Origin of the sequence: Asticcacaulis sp. MM231 (genome assembly GCF_964186625.1) — a bacterium.
Lineage (GTDB): Bacteria > Pseudomonadota > Alphaproteobacteria > Caulobacterales > Caulobacteraceae > Asticcacaulis.
Genome location: NZ_OZ075109.1, coordinates 317,149 through 332,875, shown reverse-complemented (window position 1 = coordinate 332,875; position 15,727 = coordinate 317,149). Strand labels below are relative to the sequence as shown.

Annotated in this window: 12 protein-coding genes and 2 pseudogenes; 6 read left to right on the top strand and 8 right to left on the bottom strand. The window is 57.3% G+C overall.

The window, feature by feature from the left end; all coding sequences use genetic code 11:
- Positions 1–8 precede the first annotated feature (8 nt).
- From ABQ278_RS18320 to ABQ278_RS18305, 4 genes and pseudogenes are all read right to left on the bottom strand, one after another.
- Positions 9–1,355 carry an efflux transporter outer membrane subunit gene (locus ABQ278_RS18320; protein ID WP_349322464.1) on the bottom strand — a complete coding sequence of 449 codons (1,347 nt, stop codon included), beginning with the start codon at positions 1,353–1,355 and terminating at the stop codon, positions 9–11.
- Positions 1,348–4,416, bottom strand: a complete 3,069-nt coding sequence (locus ABQ278_RS18315; RefSeq protein ID WP_349322463.1) for an efflux RND transporter permease subunit — start codon at positions 4,414–4,416, stop codon at positions 1,348–1,350. The genes ABQ278_RS18320 and ABQ278_RS18315 overlap by 8 nt, the downstream gene beginning before the upstream one ends.
- Positions 4,413–4,991 (bottom strand): annotated as a pseudogene (locus ABQ278_RS18310) (efflux RND transporter periplasmic adaptor subunit); the annotation flags it as partial. The gene ABQ278_RS18315 and the pseudogene ABQ278_RS18310, both read right to left, overlap by 4 nt.
- Positions 4,925–5,503, bottom strand: a complete 579-nt coding sequence (locus tag ABQ278_RS18305) for a biotin/lipoyl-binding protein (protein ID WP_349322462.1) — start codon at positions 5,501–5,503, stop codon at positions 4,925–4,927. The gene ABQ278_RS18305 and the pseudogene ABQ278_RS18310, both read right to left, overlap by 67 nt.
- Positions 5,504–5,593: 90 nt before the next feature.
- Here ABQ278_RS18305 and ABQ278_RS18300 point away from each other — a divergent pair, with 90 nt between their 5' ends.
- Positions 5,594–6,253 carry a TetR/AcrR family transcriptional regulator gene (locus ABQ278_RS18300; RefSeq protein ID WP_349322461.1) on the top strand — a complete coding sequence of 220 codons (660 nt, stop codon included), beginning with the start codon at positions 5,594–5,596 and terminating at the stop codon, positions 6,251–6,253.
- A 170-nt stretch (positions 6,254–6,423) separates the two neighbouring features.
- Here the strand turns inward: ABQ278_RS18300 and ABQ278_RS18295 are convergent, their stop codons facing one another.
- Positions 6,424–6,909, bottom strand: a complete 486-nt coding sequence (locus tag ABQ278_RS18295) for a MarR family winged helix-turn-helix transcriptional regulator (protein ID WP_349322460.1) — start codon at positions 6,907–6,909, stop codon at positions 6,424–6,426.
- A gap of 66 nt (positions 6,910–6,975) precedes the next feature.
- Here ABQ278_RS18295 and ABQ278_RS18290 point away from each other — a divergent pair, with 66 nt between their 5' ends.
- Entirely contained in the window at positions 6,976–7,266 is a 291-nt protein-coding gene (locus ABQ278_RS18290; protein WP_349322459.1) for a DUF1330 domain-containing protein, read from the top strand.
- 560 nt (positions 7,267–7,826) lie between these two features.
- On the opposite strand, the gene ABQ278_RS18285 is transcribed toward ABQ278_RS18290, so the two are convergent.
- Positions 7,827–9,317: a LytTR family DNA-binding domain-containing protein gene (locus ABQ278_RS18285; RefSeq protein WP_349322458.1), complete on the bottom strand. Its 1,491-nt coding sequence runs from the start codon at positions 9,315–9,317 to the stop codon at positions 7,827–7,829.
- Positions 9,318–9,451: 134 nt separating this feature from the next.
- Here ABQ278_RS18285 and ABQ278_RS18280 point away from each other — a divergent pair, with 134 nt between their 5' ends.
- From ABQ278_RS18280 to ABQ278_RS18265, 4 genes are all read left to right on the top strand, one after another.
- A complete protein-coding gene (locus ABQ278_RS18280) occupies positions 9,452–10,891 on the top strand; it encodes an alpha/beta hydrolase (protein WP_349322457.1) in 1,440 nt (479 codons plus the stop codon).
- Between the two features lie 411 nt (positions 10,892–11,302).
- Entirely contained in the window at positions 11,303–11,509 is a 207-nt protein-coding gene (locus tag ABQ278_RS18275) for a hypothetical protein (RefSeq protein WP_349322456.1), read from the top strand.
- 493 nt (positions 11,510–12,002) lie between these two features.
- Positions 12,003–12,710, top strand: coding sequence for a HAMP domain-containing sensor histidine kinase (locus ABQ278_RS18270; protein ID WP_349322455.1), 708 nt, complete (start codon positions 12,003–12,005; stop codon positions 12,708–12,710).
- Complete coding sequence (locus ABQ278_RS18265; RefSeq protein ID WP_349322454.1) at positions 12,707–13,024, top strand: hypothetical protein; 318 nt, start codon at positions 12,707–12,709, stop codon at positions 13,022–13,024. The genes ABQ278_RS18270 and ABQ278_RS18265 overlap by 4 nt, the downstream gene beginning before the upstream one ends.
- A gap of 181 nt (positions 13,025–13,205) precedes the next feature.
- Here ABQ278_RS18265 and ABQ278_RS18260 read toward each other — a convergent pair whose 3' ends face one another.
- Positions 13,206–13,589: a hypothetical protein gene (locus ABQ278_RS18260; RefSeq protein WP_349322453.1), complete on the bottom strand. Its 384-nt coding sequence runs from the start codon at positions 13,587–13,589 to the stop codon at positions 13,206–13,208.
- Between the two features lie 43 nt (positions 13,590–13,632).
- Positions 13,633–15,232, bottom strand: a pseudogene (locus tag ABQ278_RS18255) (oleate hydratase).
- Between the last annotated feature and the right edge of the window lie 495 nt (positions 15,233–15,727).

Here is a 15,727-nt window from a genome sequence, read left to right as displayed (position 1 = left end):
GGTAACGGCTAGAGCCCTTCGGCCCGGTAAAGTGCCGCCGCCCTGATCGAGCGTTCAGCATCGGCATCTATCAGCGCCCGACGGGACTGCTCATTGCGTATGACCGAGGCCAAATAGGCGATCTTCGGAACGAGACCCACCTGGTATTGCTGCGTGGCTTCGCCATGCTGTCGGTTTGAAGACTGAACGTCAGCCGAGGCCAGGCTTTGGCGCCGGTCCGCCTGTTCGACTGCGCTCAACTTCGTACGCACGTCGGCGAGCGCGGCAACGGCGGTCAGGCGATAACCTTCATAGGCCTCGACCTCGCGCGCCGATGCCATATCTATTTGGCTTTTGATCCGGCCGAAATTCAGGAGTGGCCAATACACAGATGCGGCCGTGTTCCATACGTCGAACGACGATCTGACACTGGTATCCTGATTGCCGTAAAAGGCAGTGATTGATAAATCAGGAAACAACGAGGCCTGGGCCGAACGCGTCGAAGCCCTCGCGGCCGTCAGGTTCGCCTCAGCGGCCTGTATATCCGGGCGCTGACGCAGGATGCTCATGGGGGCATCGGTCGTGTCCGGGTGACGCAAGGCCGGAACTGCCCCCATAGCCAAAAGCCGCTCTCTCAGGTGCATCTGGTCGTCGCCCGCCAGCACGCTGATGGCGTTGACATACTGTTCGCAGGCCTCGGTCAGCCGGCTGACACCCGTATCGGCGGCTCTCGCTTCGATCTCCGACGAGCGGAATTGCCCCTGGGTAATCAGCCCTTTGCGCCATTGCTGTTCATAGCTTGCGGAGATTTCATGTGCGGCGGAAGCCATTGTCCGGAAACTTTCGAGATCCTGCTGGCATTGTCTCAAACCGATATAGGTTGCCACGATTTCGAGGCGCACAGCGCCGCGAACATCATCCAAAGAGGCACCTGCGGCCTTTGCCGCAGCGCCGGCGGCCTTTGAGCGCGCCTTGAGGCCACCGAACAGGTCCAGGTCATAACTGGCATTGAGCTGTCCCTGCGTGATGTCGATCGTTTTGTAATTGTAGGTCAGACCCACATCGCCACGCTGCTCGGCACCCGTAGCGCTGATATCGGGGAAGAGAAGTGAGCGTGCCGTAACGTGAGAGGCGCGAGCCTCCTTTAACCTTGCCTCGGCCATCCTGATGTTGTGGCTGTCGTGGTTGGCAGCGGCGATCAGGTCCAGAAGGATCGGGTCAGCACCTTGCGTCCACCACGCCTTTGCCTGGAGCTGTGCGCTATCGCTTGCCACAGGCCAACTGACAGGTGACGGTGCTACGGGAAGACGGGCGGTGGGGGTCGAACACGCCGCGAGCACAGCTAATGTCGGGAGTAGGATCTGGAACTTAAGCATTAGAGATCTCGCTTTGCGGCTTACGGACCTTGAACCAGAAGGCATAGAGGGCCGGGAGGAAGACAAGCGTCAGCACGGTGCCAACGCCGACGCCACCAATCAGGACGAAGGCCAGGGCGCCCCAGAAGACCGAATGGGTCAGGGGAATGAAGGCGAGCATAGCGGCGGCGGCCGTCAGAATGACCGGACGCGCGCGACGGACGGTTGCTTCGACGACGGCATCGTAGTCGGAGGCCCCCTGCGCCTTGTTGTCATTGATCTGCTGGACAAGAATCAGGGTGTTGCGCATCAGGATGCCGGACAACCCGATCAGGGCCAGAATGGCGTTGAAGCCGAAGGGCTGGTTGAAGATCAGCATGGTGGGTACGGCGCCCACCAGACCGAGTGGCGCGGTGGCAAAGACCATCCACATGGTGGAGAAGGCCCTAACCTGGATCATCAGCACGACCAACGTCAACAGGATCATGACGGGCACAACAGCGGCGAGTGCGACGTTGGCCTTGGCGCTTTCCTCCACCGAGCCACCAGTATCGATGCGATAGCCCGCAGGTAGGTTGGCCTTGATGGCCGCAAGCTTTGGCAACAGCTTTGCCGTGGCGTCCGGCGGCTGGACTCCGTCGCGCACGTCGCCCTGTACGGCGACGAAGAGGTCGCGGTCGTAGCGCTTGATCTGCTGACCTTCGCTAGCGAAGGTCGCGTGAACGACGGCGCTGAGCGGAATGGCCTGGCCAAGGGTATTGGTAACCGTCAGACCGGTCAGATTGGCCGGGGACCGTCTATCGCTTTCAGGCGTGCGCAGCACGACGCCTATCGTCCGTGTTCCGTCGCGGATCTGGGTGGCCTGAACACCGGACACCAGGCCCTGCATCTGCAACTCCACAGACTGCCGGGTCAGATTGAGCTGAGCCATGCGGGCGTCGTCGATGGCGTAGTGCATGACAGGCGTCTTGTCGCCCCAGTCGAGGTGCGGATCGAGAACATCGGGGTTCTGCTGCATGACGCCCCTGACCTGTTCGGCGATCTTCATGATTCCGCTTTCCTCAGGCCCGGCGACGCGGAACAGCACGGGATAGGGAACAGGCGGCCCGAAGAGGAATTGTGTCACACGTATCCGAGCCTCGGGATAGCGACCATCATTCGCCCACTGACGGATGCGGGCCTTGAGCCGACCGCGGGCCTCGACATCCTTCGTCTGGATGACGACCTGGGCATAGGCCGGGTTCGGCAGTTCAGGATTTAACGAGAAGAAAAAGCGCGGGGCACCCTGACCAATATAGGCCGAGACATCGGCGGCTTCGGGCTGCTTCTGCAGGTCCGCCTCAAGCAGGCGTGTCAGGCCTTTGGTCGCCTCGAAGGCCGATCCGACGGGCATCTTGATCTCAACGGTTAGTTCCGTGCGGTCCGAGTTCGGGAAGAACTGCTTCTTGACCAGGACCATGCCCGCGCCGGACAAGAGGAACAGGCCGATCGTTACGCCGATGGTAATGCCGCGGCGATCGATCGCCATCCGTACCAGGCTACGGAACCGGGTATAGGTCTTGGTAGCATACATGGAGTCGTGATCATGTCGCGGCTTGATGTTCGGGAGCATGACAACACCAAGGTACGGCGTGAAGGTGACGGCCACCACCCACGAGGTGATAAGGGCAAAACCGACCACCCAGAAGATATTGCCGGCATATTCCCCGGCCGACGACTGCGCAAAGCCTACAGGGATGAAGCCCAATATGGTCACGAGCGTACCGGAGAGCATTGGCGCGGCAGTGGTGGTCCAGGCAAAGGTCGCGGCCTTGATCCGGTCATACCCCTCCTCCAACTTGACCACCATCATTTCGATGGCGATGATGGCGTCGTCGACCAGTAGGCCAAGCGAAATGATCAGGGCGCCGAGCGTCACACGGTCGAGATCGCGGCCAGTTAGCAGCATGATGATAAACACGATGGAAAGCGTCAGGGGCACGGCGGCGGCAACGACCAGACCGACGCGGAAACCGAGCGCGACCAGGGAGACAAGCATCACGACGCCAAGCGCCATCATGAACTTCATCATGAACTCGTCGACGGAATGGTGGATGGCCTTTGCTTGATCCGAAAACTTGGTGATTGTTAGCCCTTGGGGAAGCAGGGCACGCAAGGTTTGCTCTTCGCTATCCAAGGCCTTGCCGAGCGTCAGCCCATTGTACCGCGGGGCCATGACGACGCCGAGGACGACAGCCGGTTGCCCGGCATGGTTGATTTCAAAAGTCGCAGGATCTTCGTAGCCTTTACGGACATCAGCAAAATTTCCGATCTTGAGAAGCTTGCCCCGAACGTTAAGTGTGACATTGCGGACATCGTCGAGGGAGGTCAGTCCACTGTCGAGACGGAGTTGCACCCTGGGCCCCGACGTCTCGATAGAACCAGACGGAGTGACATCGTTTCGCCCCCGCAGGGCGTTGACAATGTCCTGCGCAGTTACACCCAAAGTGGCCAGCCTGGCCTGCGGTATATCGACATATATCGCCTGAGGCCGCTCGCCGAGTATTTTGACCTTCTGGACACCGGGGACCTGCAACAATTGCTGCCTGAGATCTTCGGCCCGCTTTACGAGATCGCGATTGGGCAATCCCTTTGCCTGGACAGCATAGAGAGAGAAATAGACATCGCTGAATTCATCATCGAAGAACGGGCCATAGACGCCATTCGGCAGGTTGCGGGCTTCATCGGACAGCTTTTTGCGCACCTGGTAGAATTGGTCCGGCACGGCGGACGGCGGCGTTGAATCTTTCAGGATGACCTTGGCCTGCAACACCCCCGGCTGCGCCGTGGTTTCGACACGGTCGTAGTACTGGAGCTCCTGAAGGCGCTTTTCTAGAACGTCGCCGACGTTTTCGTCCATTTCCCTGGCAGTCGCGCCGGGCCACACGGCCGTCACCGTCATGATCTTGACAGTGAAGCGCGGATCTTCAGCCCGCCCGAGTTTGACGAAGGCGAAGGCCCCGGCCGCGAGAACGGCCAGAATCAGAAAGAGGGTCACGGCACGCTCGCGGACAGCCAGCGCGGAAAGATTGGGGAAACTCACAGTACACCCCCACGGACGGGCGATACCACTTCGCCTTCATGGAGCAACTGCGCCCCGGCGGCGACAATGACGTCGCCCTGCGACAGACCTTCGGTGATCGAAGCCGTCTCTTCATTGATGCGCGAGACCTTGACAGGTTGCGAGGTCACCCGCCCCTTCGCGTCGATGGTCCATACACTCGTCCCCGCACCCTTATCGACAAGCGCGGACAGCGGTACGTCGAGTCCCGGGGACGAGGCTGGGGCAACGGACGGTATTACTGTCACTGTGGATCCCAGGGGGGCGTCGGCCAAGGTGGCGTCTAGGACATAGCGCGCCTCGAAGAGGCGCGTCGACGGATCGGCCGATGCAGAAATCTGGCGAAGGCGAGCTGTATGCGTGCCCGATGGCGCACCAAAAACGGTGACGGTGGCGATTTCTCCGGGTGTGTGGCGTCCGTCCGGCAGGCCGACCACCGCTTCAGGCGGGCCGGCCATGGCGATTTGTATCACTGGCTGACCGACGCCTGTCACCTGGCCGGCTTCTGCCGGGATCGCTGTGATAATGCCGGCGCCGTCGGCGCGCAATTCAGTATAGGCCCTTTGATTTCGGACCGTCGCGAGTTGTGCCTGAGCGGCCCTAAGGCTGGCGTCAGCAAATCCTTGGCTGCCCTGGCCTGCTCAATGGTGTCCGCCGAGGTCGAACCGGATGCGGCAAGAGCGGTCAAGCGTTCAAAACTTGCGTTTGCGCGTGTTGCCTGGGCCTGAGCCGCGGACACCGCCGCCACCGCACCCTTGACAGCATCTTCGTAATCGACAGGGTCAAGGCGCATCAACAATTGGCCCGCCGTTACGCGGTCACCAACATTGACCTTACGCTCCAGGATTCGGCCACCGACGCGAAAGGACAAGTCTTGCTCGACGCGGGCGTGAAGGGTGCCGGAATAGCCAGTCCCTGCTTCTGTCCCCGCGCCTACCTGGAAAACGAGCACACGATGGCGGTCGCTCTTCTCCACCTTGTTCGGCGCATGACACGCACTTAGCAGGATTGTTGCCGAAGCCAGCGCTGCGAAAGCGACCTGCCCGGAAAAATTTGATTTGGAAGACATGGTTGACACTGATCCAACGGTTCGTGTAGTTTAGATACTGAGCGGTATCGTAAATCCGCAATATGGATACTGTCAAGTACTGTTATTATTATGACCGAAAAAAAACAAGGGCGCCGCGGCCGACCTGCCAACGAGGCGCTTGGACAAACAATAGTCGATGTGGCCTGTGACCTCTTTGTAGACTTGGGGTTCCAGGCGACCACAATGGACAAGGTCGCCCAGCACGCGAAGATATCCAAGCTCAGTATCTATCGGCATTTTGAGAATAAGGAGGCGTTGTTCAGCGCAGCGATTGCTGCCCGCTGTCATACATTCGCGCCACGATCTTTGTTCGAGGGGTGCGATGGATCGGCCGAGGAGCAGCTTCTGGCCGTTGGCACCAGTCTGCTTCGCCTCTTATTGAGCTCGGACGTACGCAGCGTCGAGACGATGATCATGGTTGATAAGACGAACCGAGAGCCTCTGAGCAAGCTTTATTACGAAGCCGGTCAGGCACGCTTCATCACCCAGCTCGAAGCTCTTTTAAATCAGTTACATACAAAGGCGGTCTTACATGTACCCGATCCTGCGCAATCCGCCCGTCTGTTTGCTGCGCTTTTCAAAGGCTCAGACCTACTGGCTGTCGCCCCTTTTGATACAGCGCGCGCTGAGAACGACTACGAAATCAACTCATATTGCCGCGCTGCCGTCGCGCTGTTCATCAGCGCACATCGCGGGACGACGAATACAGGTGAAAATGCCCCCATATAAAGAAAGTGGCCGCATCACTTTGCTGCCGGCGCTACACATCCACGACCTTTCTTCAGTCCAGGGCCACATCCCAGTGCTTCGTCAACTGCATGCCGATGTTTCCTTCGATGACCATATTGGGGAATATTACCAATCTTCCGTAATGTCACAAGAATTTCCGATGCTCAAATCTAAGTTCTTGAGGAACGAGTTGGCAGATGAGCTGAGTTGGCAGCTTCCGCCGCGATTGCGAGCCGGGACATGGCACTATGGGCTACACGCGATGGCTCCTCACCAAGAGTCCCAGCCAAATGAACCTGGGCGAGCTCCCAAACAGCTATCAACTCGTTCATCAGCCGTTGCCCTCCCTCGGTAAGTACAAGGCGTTTGCCAGCTCGACCACGTCCCCCATGACTACGAACGAGATCCCGCCGCTCAAGGCTCTTCACGTTGCGGCTAAGAGTGGTCGCGTCGACCCCGGCGCGCGCCGCTAGTTCAGCGAGCGTCGGCTTTTGACTGCCGCCAATCCCTACCAGAAGGCTGAACTGCTCACCGGTGATCCCCAAAGGCCGAAACCAGGAATTGTAGTATCGCGCGAGCACCCGCGTAGTGACCCGGGCTTGAAATGCCGGACACTCGGTTTCGAGGCGGCGATAGAGATCAGAAACATGGGTCATTTGCGGGCCTCGACAAGCTTCAATTGATATAATAATGCATATACAGCATTCTACTGGAGTCACGCAATGACAGCTTATGTCCACGTTAACCTACGTATAAAAGATCCGGCCAGACAAGCCGTGCTTGCGCCACGCTTCCAGGCAGCGCTACAGGCAGCAGGGGGCCGCATTCTTCATTTCGGGCCCGTATCACAGGTGCTAGAAGGGGATGTGGCGCCGTTGCCAATGGCCGGCATCTTTGAATTCAGGACGCTCGCCGATGCGCTGGCCTTCTATAATTCATCCGAATATGCGCCGATTAAGGCTGAGCGCGACCTGGCGCAGGAAGCTCGGATGTTTATCGTCGACGCAAACTGAAGGATTCAGAGCCCAGATGTTGTGTTATGCGCGTTTACGGTGATGAGGGCCGCCTGATTTAAATATCTAGGGCCGCAAGATCCGCTCTTTAAAACGAATTTTTCCGTGTTTTAATGCAAACACACAGGAGCGTGCAGGCCGGGCGTTCTTTTATGCGTTCTATGCCTCGTTCGGCTCGATCCACTTTCGAGACCCCCAAATTCATATAATCGCACTTTGAGCTGCGTCTGCTGCCACGCCTAACCTGCCTGAATTGACATCTCTCGAAGTGAATTTGGCAATCTGGTATGACATTGACTGAGCTGGTTCGCTGTCTGAATTCTGTCAAACATGGGGCATAACTGTCGATGTGGCTATCCGTGAATTTATCATCTTTCAGCACGTTCTTGAACGACTTAAGTGCCCAGGATCTTTGTCTCTGTTGGCGCGTCATAGCGCAATGGATTTCAGACTATAAGGGGGTAGACAGCCACTTATCAACGGCTAGGCCGAGATCGACGTGTTTGGAGGACCTGAAGCCTCTCAGAGAACGGAACAGCATGCTCAATAGAGGATGGCCATCACGCCCCACCTAAAACGTTTCTCACCTTCGGCATAATACGTCGGCTCACAGGAACTTTGGCACCCGTAGCAAGCGTGAGCATACCAACACCCGTCGCCTCGCGCGTAAGCTTTTCGACATAGCCCGTGTTTACAAGAAAGGAACGATGCACGCGCAGAAAATTTCTTGGGAGTACCTTTTCAAGGTCCACCAAGGCACCATTATGCAGTATCGAGCGACCATCGCTGAGATGCAGTTCGACATAGTCATCTGCGCCCTTACACATGGCGATGTCTGTCGCGTTCACCATGGTCAGCGCGCCGGCGCTATTTACCCGAATGACCGCAGGGGTCTTTGACTGCATGGCGCGCGCCAGAGCCAGTTCCAGGTCATGCGCTCGCATTTGCAAGCTCTCGTGCTTGCGTCGTTCCCTTTCAAAAAGGACAACGCGAACCGTGAACAGTATCAGGATCGCAGCAGCCGCTTCGTAATAAAACAGAGCGTCGAGAAAGCTACCCTGGAAGACAAAGATCGATACCGCAACCAGGCTAAACGCCCCCCCAGCGATGAGAGCGGCCCGACTCCCCTTAAGCGCCGCATATCCCGCTATGAGGGCGCTGGCTACCGTCGCGACAAGCAAAACAAACGTGGCCTTGCCATCATAACCAGACACGACGACGAGCGGAAACAAGATGACCGCCGTCACCCCACCCAATACAGATTTCTGCCATGACGGCACAAAACGGAAAATCACCAGCGCCGCAAGCGTTATGGCGAAGAGTGAGGCACAGGTGGCAAGGGTTATGAGACGCCAGTCCTGAACGGGGTACGGATAAGGTGCAAGGCCACGATACGCTTCGGCGAAGAGTTGTAGCGCTGCGATAACGGACATCACCGCCAGGAGGATGGGCTCCCGGCGATTGACTTTAGACAAGGCGGAGCTCGCAAAAACGAAGGCACCGGCCAGGAGAACGCCGAAGGTCACCAGTGACGGCCAGTAGGCGCGCAGGATCATGTCCAAAGGCTGGCCAAACGGCGCGATGGCTATGACATGTACAGGGCGGGCTAAGCGTAGAACATTGTGGAAAGATGACAGGCGCAGGACGACGTCGTTTTCACCGACATGCAAAAGCCCCGGCGGAATAAAGAAGACGGCATCCATGCGCCCTGGGGATTCTGATGCCGCCTGTGCTCCCGGCGTACCGTTTTGCCCGATCCGTACGCCATTTACATAGGCGACACTCGCTGCCTTGGCCGAAACAAATAGACCGAGCGGCCCTTTGCTCAACGCAGATGCGCCCACCCCCACCCGGGCATGTAACCAAAGATCGCGATTCTGAGGATCCAGATCGACCAATTCGCCTCGCGCGCACCCTAGCAGATCGAAGCGCACAGGCGGATGATCCGTACCGCCCGGACAGGTGACGACATCCTTTATAGGCGTCACAACAGCGGCACGAACCGGCAGTGATATGAGACAAAGGGCAATAGCAAGGAGAACTGATTTCATAGCCTACCGTTAACCGATATTGTGCGACCAGTCATTGCCGCTGACCGGAAATCCAGCACCACTGGCCGAAATCATAATGAAACGCGCAGGCCCTGCGCCTAGCCTCATCAGGCTTGCCATGAAAGGGCCCATATATGATTTTCGGAAAACACACCACGTCGCTTGTTGTCCTGACGGCTGTTTTTACCACGACCGCCTACGCCGCCAACGATCAGGCCTTTACTTTCGAAACCGCATCTGGCGAGACGATCGAAGCGTTCCGTGGCGCCTTCACTGTACCGGAAAACCGGGCGCACCCGAACGGTCGCCAGTTGGAGGTCCATTATGTGCGCTTCCCGGCGACCGGCACGCAACCGGGTGCCCCGATCATATATCTGTCCGGTGGCCCAGGTGGCTCAGGTATCGAGACCGCAAAGCATGAGCGGTTCCCGCTCTTCATGGCCATGCGTGAGTTCGGCGACGTTATTGCCCTCGATCAGCGTGGTGCCGGTGCGTCGGCAGACGCTCCCAATTGCGTATCAGATACCATCATTCCGATGGACCGCCACGTCTCCAGGACCGAGCGAAATGCCCTGTTGCGCCAAGCTGTTGAAAGCTGCGGTGCGTTTTGGCGTAAGGCCGGATTTGATCCCGCCGGCTACACAACAATTCAGAGCACACAGGATCTGGACGCGCTGCGCGCACATCTGGGCGCCCCGAAAATCTCGCTGTGGGGCATTTCCTACGGAACGCATCTGGCGCTGGCCGCCATAAAGGAAATAGGCCCTCGACTGGACAAGGTCGTTCTGTCCAGTGTGGAGGGTCTTGATCAAACCGTGAAGCTGCCTTCTGAGACGGACGCTTACTTTGACAGACTGCAAGCCGCTATCAACCAGGAGCCCGCGGCCAGGGCAGCCTATCCGGACATCAAAGCCCTGATCCGTCGCGTTCATGCCAAGCTCGATAGCGAGACCACCTTGATAACCGTGTCGACACCTACAGGCCCCAAGCCCATGCTGCTCACCACTGAAACCATGCAAATGCTGGCAAGCGGCATGATTGCTGATCCCAAGAACGCGTCAAACCTGCTGATGCTCTATCTCGCGGTCGACAACGGGATAACCCAGCACGTCGCTGACATCTTAGGGCGCTTCGTAACGCCGGGCGAACCGGAAGAATTTACGCTGATGTCGCTCGCCATGGATATCGCTTCCGGCATTGATGCGAAGCGCCTGTCGCGGGTCGAAACTGAGGCCCAGACGGCCTTGCTCGGTGACATGCTGAATTACCCCATGCCACAGGTCGCCGGCGCCCTTGGCCTCGATCTCGGCGAGGGTTTTCGCACGGCGCCCCAAAGTACCATCCCGACGCTGGTCCTGACCGGCACGCTGGACGGCCGGACCTATCCGGCTGAACAGGCCGCTGCCGTTGCCGGCCTGGTCAACGCCCAGACGGTCACGGTAGAAAACGCCGGACATAACCTTTTCATGGTGTCACCCGAAGTCACCGAAGTCATCCGCGACTTCATGCGTGGTGAAACTGTGCACACGCATACCATCAAGGTGACACTGCCCTCCTTCGCCCCCCCTTTTTGACAACTGTTAAGACGCATCCTGCGCAAGATCATGGGGAGCATGATAGCCAAGTTCGTACTCGAGCCGCTTCTGAAGAGAGATATGATCACTGGCGCGTGCGGCCATGCGTACGCCGCCGCCAGGTTGCTTGTTCAATTGCGGGGACAGCCAATGGACGTACTGTTCGAAGCCGGGGGTTGACCTGCTCAACGCCTGCGCTCGCCGGCGGAGGTCTGAAAAGGTGGCCGTAAGGGCGCCAGACATGACGCCAAAGATCCTTTCTGGAGCAGCTATAGAAATGAGAGACGAGTCCTTTGTTCCATCTTTGCTTCCGGTTAAGGCGGCGTGCCAAGTCAGATAGGCTGAACCGCGCGCAGTTTCCGCGAGATAGAAACCTCCAAGAGCATTCGCTTGTATGAAAGTGCCCGGGTCTTGCTCAGGGACAGCGACCAGCCTAAGCAGGCCTCCAGGAACCGCGCCAATCCGGCGATGTTCGATTTCGGTGGCTATCACTACGACATCGTCGGCAAGCCTTTCTTTGTTGCCGAAGCCGCGCCGGGTAGTGTGCGCACGGATAAGCTGATGTCGGCCTTAAGATTCATCTCGACAATTCGCCCGATGTTTAAGTCGAAAGCCTGATTCTGAGTTCATAACAGGCGATACCAATGAAATTCTGGATCGTCGGGGATGATGAGACCACCGTCCGCAAAGACCTCCATCTGGTTGCAGCCTTTTTCTTCAAGCCTCAGTCTTCGCTCGCCTAGGGTACCTGCCACAGACGCAATTACTGCAATCCAATTGGAACATGACGTAACCCCATGAGTAGATTCCGAGCCTGCTAAAAGACTGAGGATAGGTTAGAACAATACCTGCTTACCACTCCGCTAACCTACGCGCCGAAAACAGCGATCGCTTCGAAGAGAGATTATCAAGGGGCATAGTCCAACCTAGACTACGCAAATTCATCGGATTGAGGTTTGATGATCATAAAAGGGGACTTACGGTGACAATCTTAGCGTTGGAAACACCGGATCGGGCACGGGCAGATATAGTGCCTGGAGGCCGCCTCGCCGGCCAGCCACCCTCCGTCGGAGGTTTTTGCGGCGATCAAGACGCAGCACACTGCGGGCTGATGGCAGAGCGCCAGGCCTCAGCTCTGCGTGAGCAGTTTATCGCCGTCCTTGGGCATGACCTCCGAAACCCGCTCTCCGCGATCCTTTCTGGCATGGATATCATGGCCCTGAGCCCTTTGGACGAACGCCAGCGGCTCGTAGCAAAGGTGGTTAAAGGCAGCGCTGACAGAATGTCGGCGCTTATAGACGACGTTTTAGATTTTGCGCGTGGACGACTAGGTGACGGGATGTCGCTTAGCCGCACGCCCGTGCGGCTTGGGCCAATTCTCATGCAGGTGATCGATGAGTTACGTTCGAGCTACTCAGAGCGGCAGATATCCGCCGACATCAACCTGCCTGACGCCGTGGATTGTGATCCAGGCCGCCTGTCGCAACTCTTGTCCAATCTGGTCGCAAATGCGCTGGTTCACGGAAGCATAACAGGGCCGGTTACTATTCTTGCACACTGTAATGATGGGGCCTTGCTTCTCTCGGTTGCCAATTCCGGTGAACCTATCCCCAAAGCCGCCTTGGCCCGGTTGTTTCAACCGTTTACGCGAGATGAGATACGTCCTTGCCAGCAGGGTTTAGGCCTTGGTCTCTATATTGCCTCGGAGATTGCTCGCGCCCATGGTGGCCAACTCGCCGCAAAGTCCAATCCCAATGAAACCCTCTTTACCTTCGAAATGCCATTAACAACGCCTGAATTCACGGGACGACCATCATGACACCGACCTACTGGGACAACGCGATCTATACAATCCGTGGCGACCTGATCGAACTGCGACGACACATCACGGGTCTTCTTGAAGATGTCGGTTTCGTCGCTAAACACGACGCGATACGCGCAATAGAAAGCCTGGACGAAGAGGCATTTGCCGCAGCGCAGGGGCTAAAACGCGTCAGCCTGGAGCGTTTTTACATCGCAAAGCGCAACGTCGGTCTCCATCCACAGGCCGCTATTGTGGTATGTTGTTTAGCTGGAGCCGTGTCGGCCTGGGCGCTGTTACACGTCATGCACTCGACACAGCCTCGCCCCTAAAAGGCGCCTATTCAACAAGCTCATCGCCAGATAACGTCGTTATCCCCGCGGTAATTTCAGTGATCTTGATAATTGACCTTTTTGCCGCCAAGGCAACGACGACCGGCAAAACGAACGATCAGTTAATTTTGCTCCGAGCGCTTACCGGCCTGCCCCGCTAAATCATCTGCTGCGAAGGTGATCAGGTTGCGACGGGTGGTGATCCGGCCTCGCGTTCACGTGCGTTGAAGTAGCGTCTCGCGAAGGCCACCAGTTGCGGATCTGTGGGGTGATCCACCGTTTCCCAGCCCACGACCCTGTTCGCCACTGACGTATGATGCTTTTCGATGTTCCGGCGAAAATCCGCCTGAGCCATATGTGAGCCAACGACCAGAATCTCCGTGATCCCTGTCAACGCGTTGCAGACCTCGGCAAAGAACTCGTGCTCAGTTCGGACCTGGCTATTGTGCTGTCGGGTAAAGACGGTCTTCTCGAAAATTGTTTCGATCTCGACCTGCTCGGCATCAAATTGCAGAACCTTGGCGGTGTGATGGTCGATAAGCAGGACAGCATGAAAAAATGACATCTGGGAGTACCTTCGTGATCTGATGGTCTGAAAGAGGTTTGAATTAGACGAGGGCCTTGATGGCGGCCTGAATATCGATTTTGAGGGAATGATCGTGGTGCTTGATCGGCACGACCGGTCTTTGGATTTCCAACAACTGATAAACAGCCATCATGGCCGCGCGGATCGAGTATTCGACGGTGAAAACGACATCATCCTTGATTTCAACGAACTGGCTCACAAAGGCGAGATTTTTCGATGTCTCGGGGACAGGCAGCGGACGATCGGTGTGCAATCGCGGCATGAACATGCTTGTGATATAAGGCATTCGACACGGGATACACTGAGCGCCTTGGAAAATCTCCGGGTCTAAATTGAGATGCCCACAAAGCTCATGCAAGATGTCGAAGCCGTTGCAATCCGACATCGTCTTGGCAACGAAGTTCCCGACGCGACCGGGATGGAGGCCGTAACCCCAGAAAACCTGGACATCGGATGGCTGCCGGGCGAAGTGCGGCTGATGCGCCAGGACTATCGACATCAGCCAGTTGGAAATCTTTAAAAGTCACCAAGCCGCCAGTGCCCGCCACATTGCCTGAAAACGCCTGCATGGCGTCGAAGAACGCGGTGTTCGGCAGCGTGACGGTAAAGGACGTCCATAAGGTTTCCGGGACACTTGCGTTGAAGGCACCTGGATTGCCATATTCGGGGTTGTCCTTGGCCAACTTTTCCCAAAGTGACCAGTTTGCGCTCGAGCGTTTGCCCAATTTCGGCGGTGCCTCAGACATCGAACCAAAACTGGAGGCATCTGTCATGGAACCGTTCTGCAGAAAAACAAGGTCTCCGGACTTAACGGAAATGGCCTGCGGTTTGCCATCGCGCAAACAGTACAGGTCCGTTACGACCCGCTTTGCCAACTCGACTTTTAGACCGAGGTCCGTTACCCGGCAATGGGTCTGAAAGTGGACGCCCTGCCCTTCAAGCCATCGCACCAACGGCCTGACCATCGAGTCATATTGATTGTAGACGGTGCGCTTGACGCCGGCGAGTGTCTCGATGCGTGTGAATTCAAGCATGAAGCGGTGTAAGTAGCGTTTGAATTCTATGGCGCTGTGCCAGGGCTGAAAGGCAAAGGTCGTCTGCCACATATGCCAGAAGGGCGTTTCCAGGAAGGCCGGCGAAAGCCAGTCGGTTATCCGGCTGGCTCCCAGATCATCCTCGGTCGCCTCGAATATTTTGAGCAATTCTAGGCGATCATCCATGGAGAAGCCCATCGATGAAACCTCGACGACGTGATGGTTTTTGTCGACCAGACGCGCCATCGCGTGTGACTTATGATGCTCATTGAAATCGATCGTCTCCTGGTAGACGGTCATAGCCGGATCATTTAGCGAAGGGATGCTCCTGAATAGGTCCCATGTGCACTCATAATTGTCGGTCGTGAGCATGCGTCCGCCGCGAAGACGGTACCCTTCGGTCGGATTGCCCGCCCCGTCCAGGCTACCGCCGAGGGTGCCCTGCGCTTCGTAAATCGTAATCTGGCTGCCCGGCATATTACCGTCCCGGATCATGAACGCTGCAGCAGCCAGCGATCCAATGCCTCCGCCGATCAGGTGCGCGCAGCGGGCCGAGTTTTGTTCCGTAAGTTCAACAGAGGTGTCCATAGGCAAGCCCTTCAAATTAGCGATGTCGAATTTGGTCGATGCAGATGCGTCCGGAAGCCCAAGGCCAGATGCTCAGTGTCGAGAGCGCGGCGCGATCTCGAAGCGAGGCTCCCGGCCGCTGGCCACGCGCGCAAGATTACGCAAGGTCCTGCCAGAGAAGGGCGCCTCTTTGAGCGTAGGCGGCTGTACGAAGCCGGAGTTCCCTGCGGGTTGGGATGACGAAGCGGGTGTCAGGATAGGGGGCATGATTGTCCTTACGGGAATTGCGATTGAGGGTGGAGCCAGCTCCGTGAAGAGCTTGCCGTCGAATACAGGGTTCCCATTCTGGCTCTGCGACGACACGGTCTTTGACGATCTCATCCGTCAAAACAGAAACCAGAAGCGTTCGGGTTGAGCGGGCCGAGGCTGATCTTCATAGAGTTTAATCGCCGGCGTTGTTAAGTGTCGGAAACTACTCATTCGATCCGCCCAGGGCATTGACTAGTCTGCTCGGGT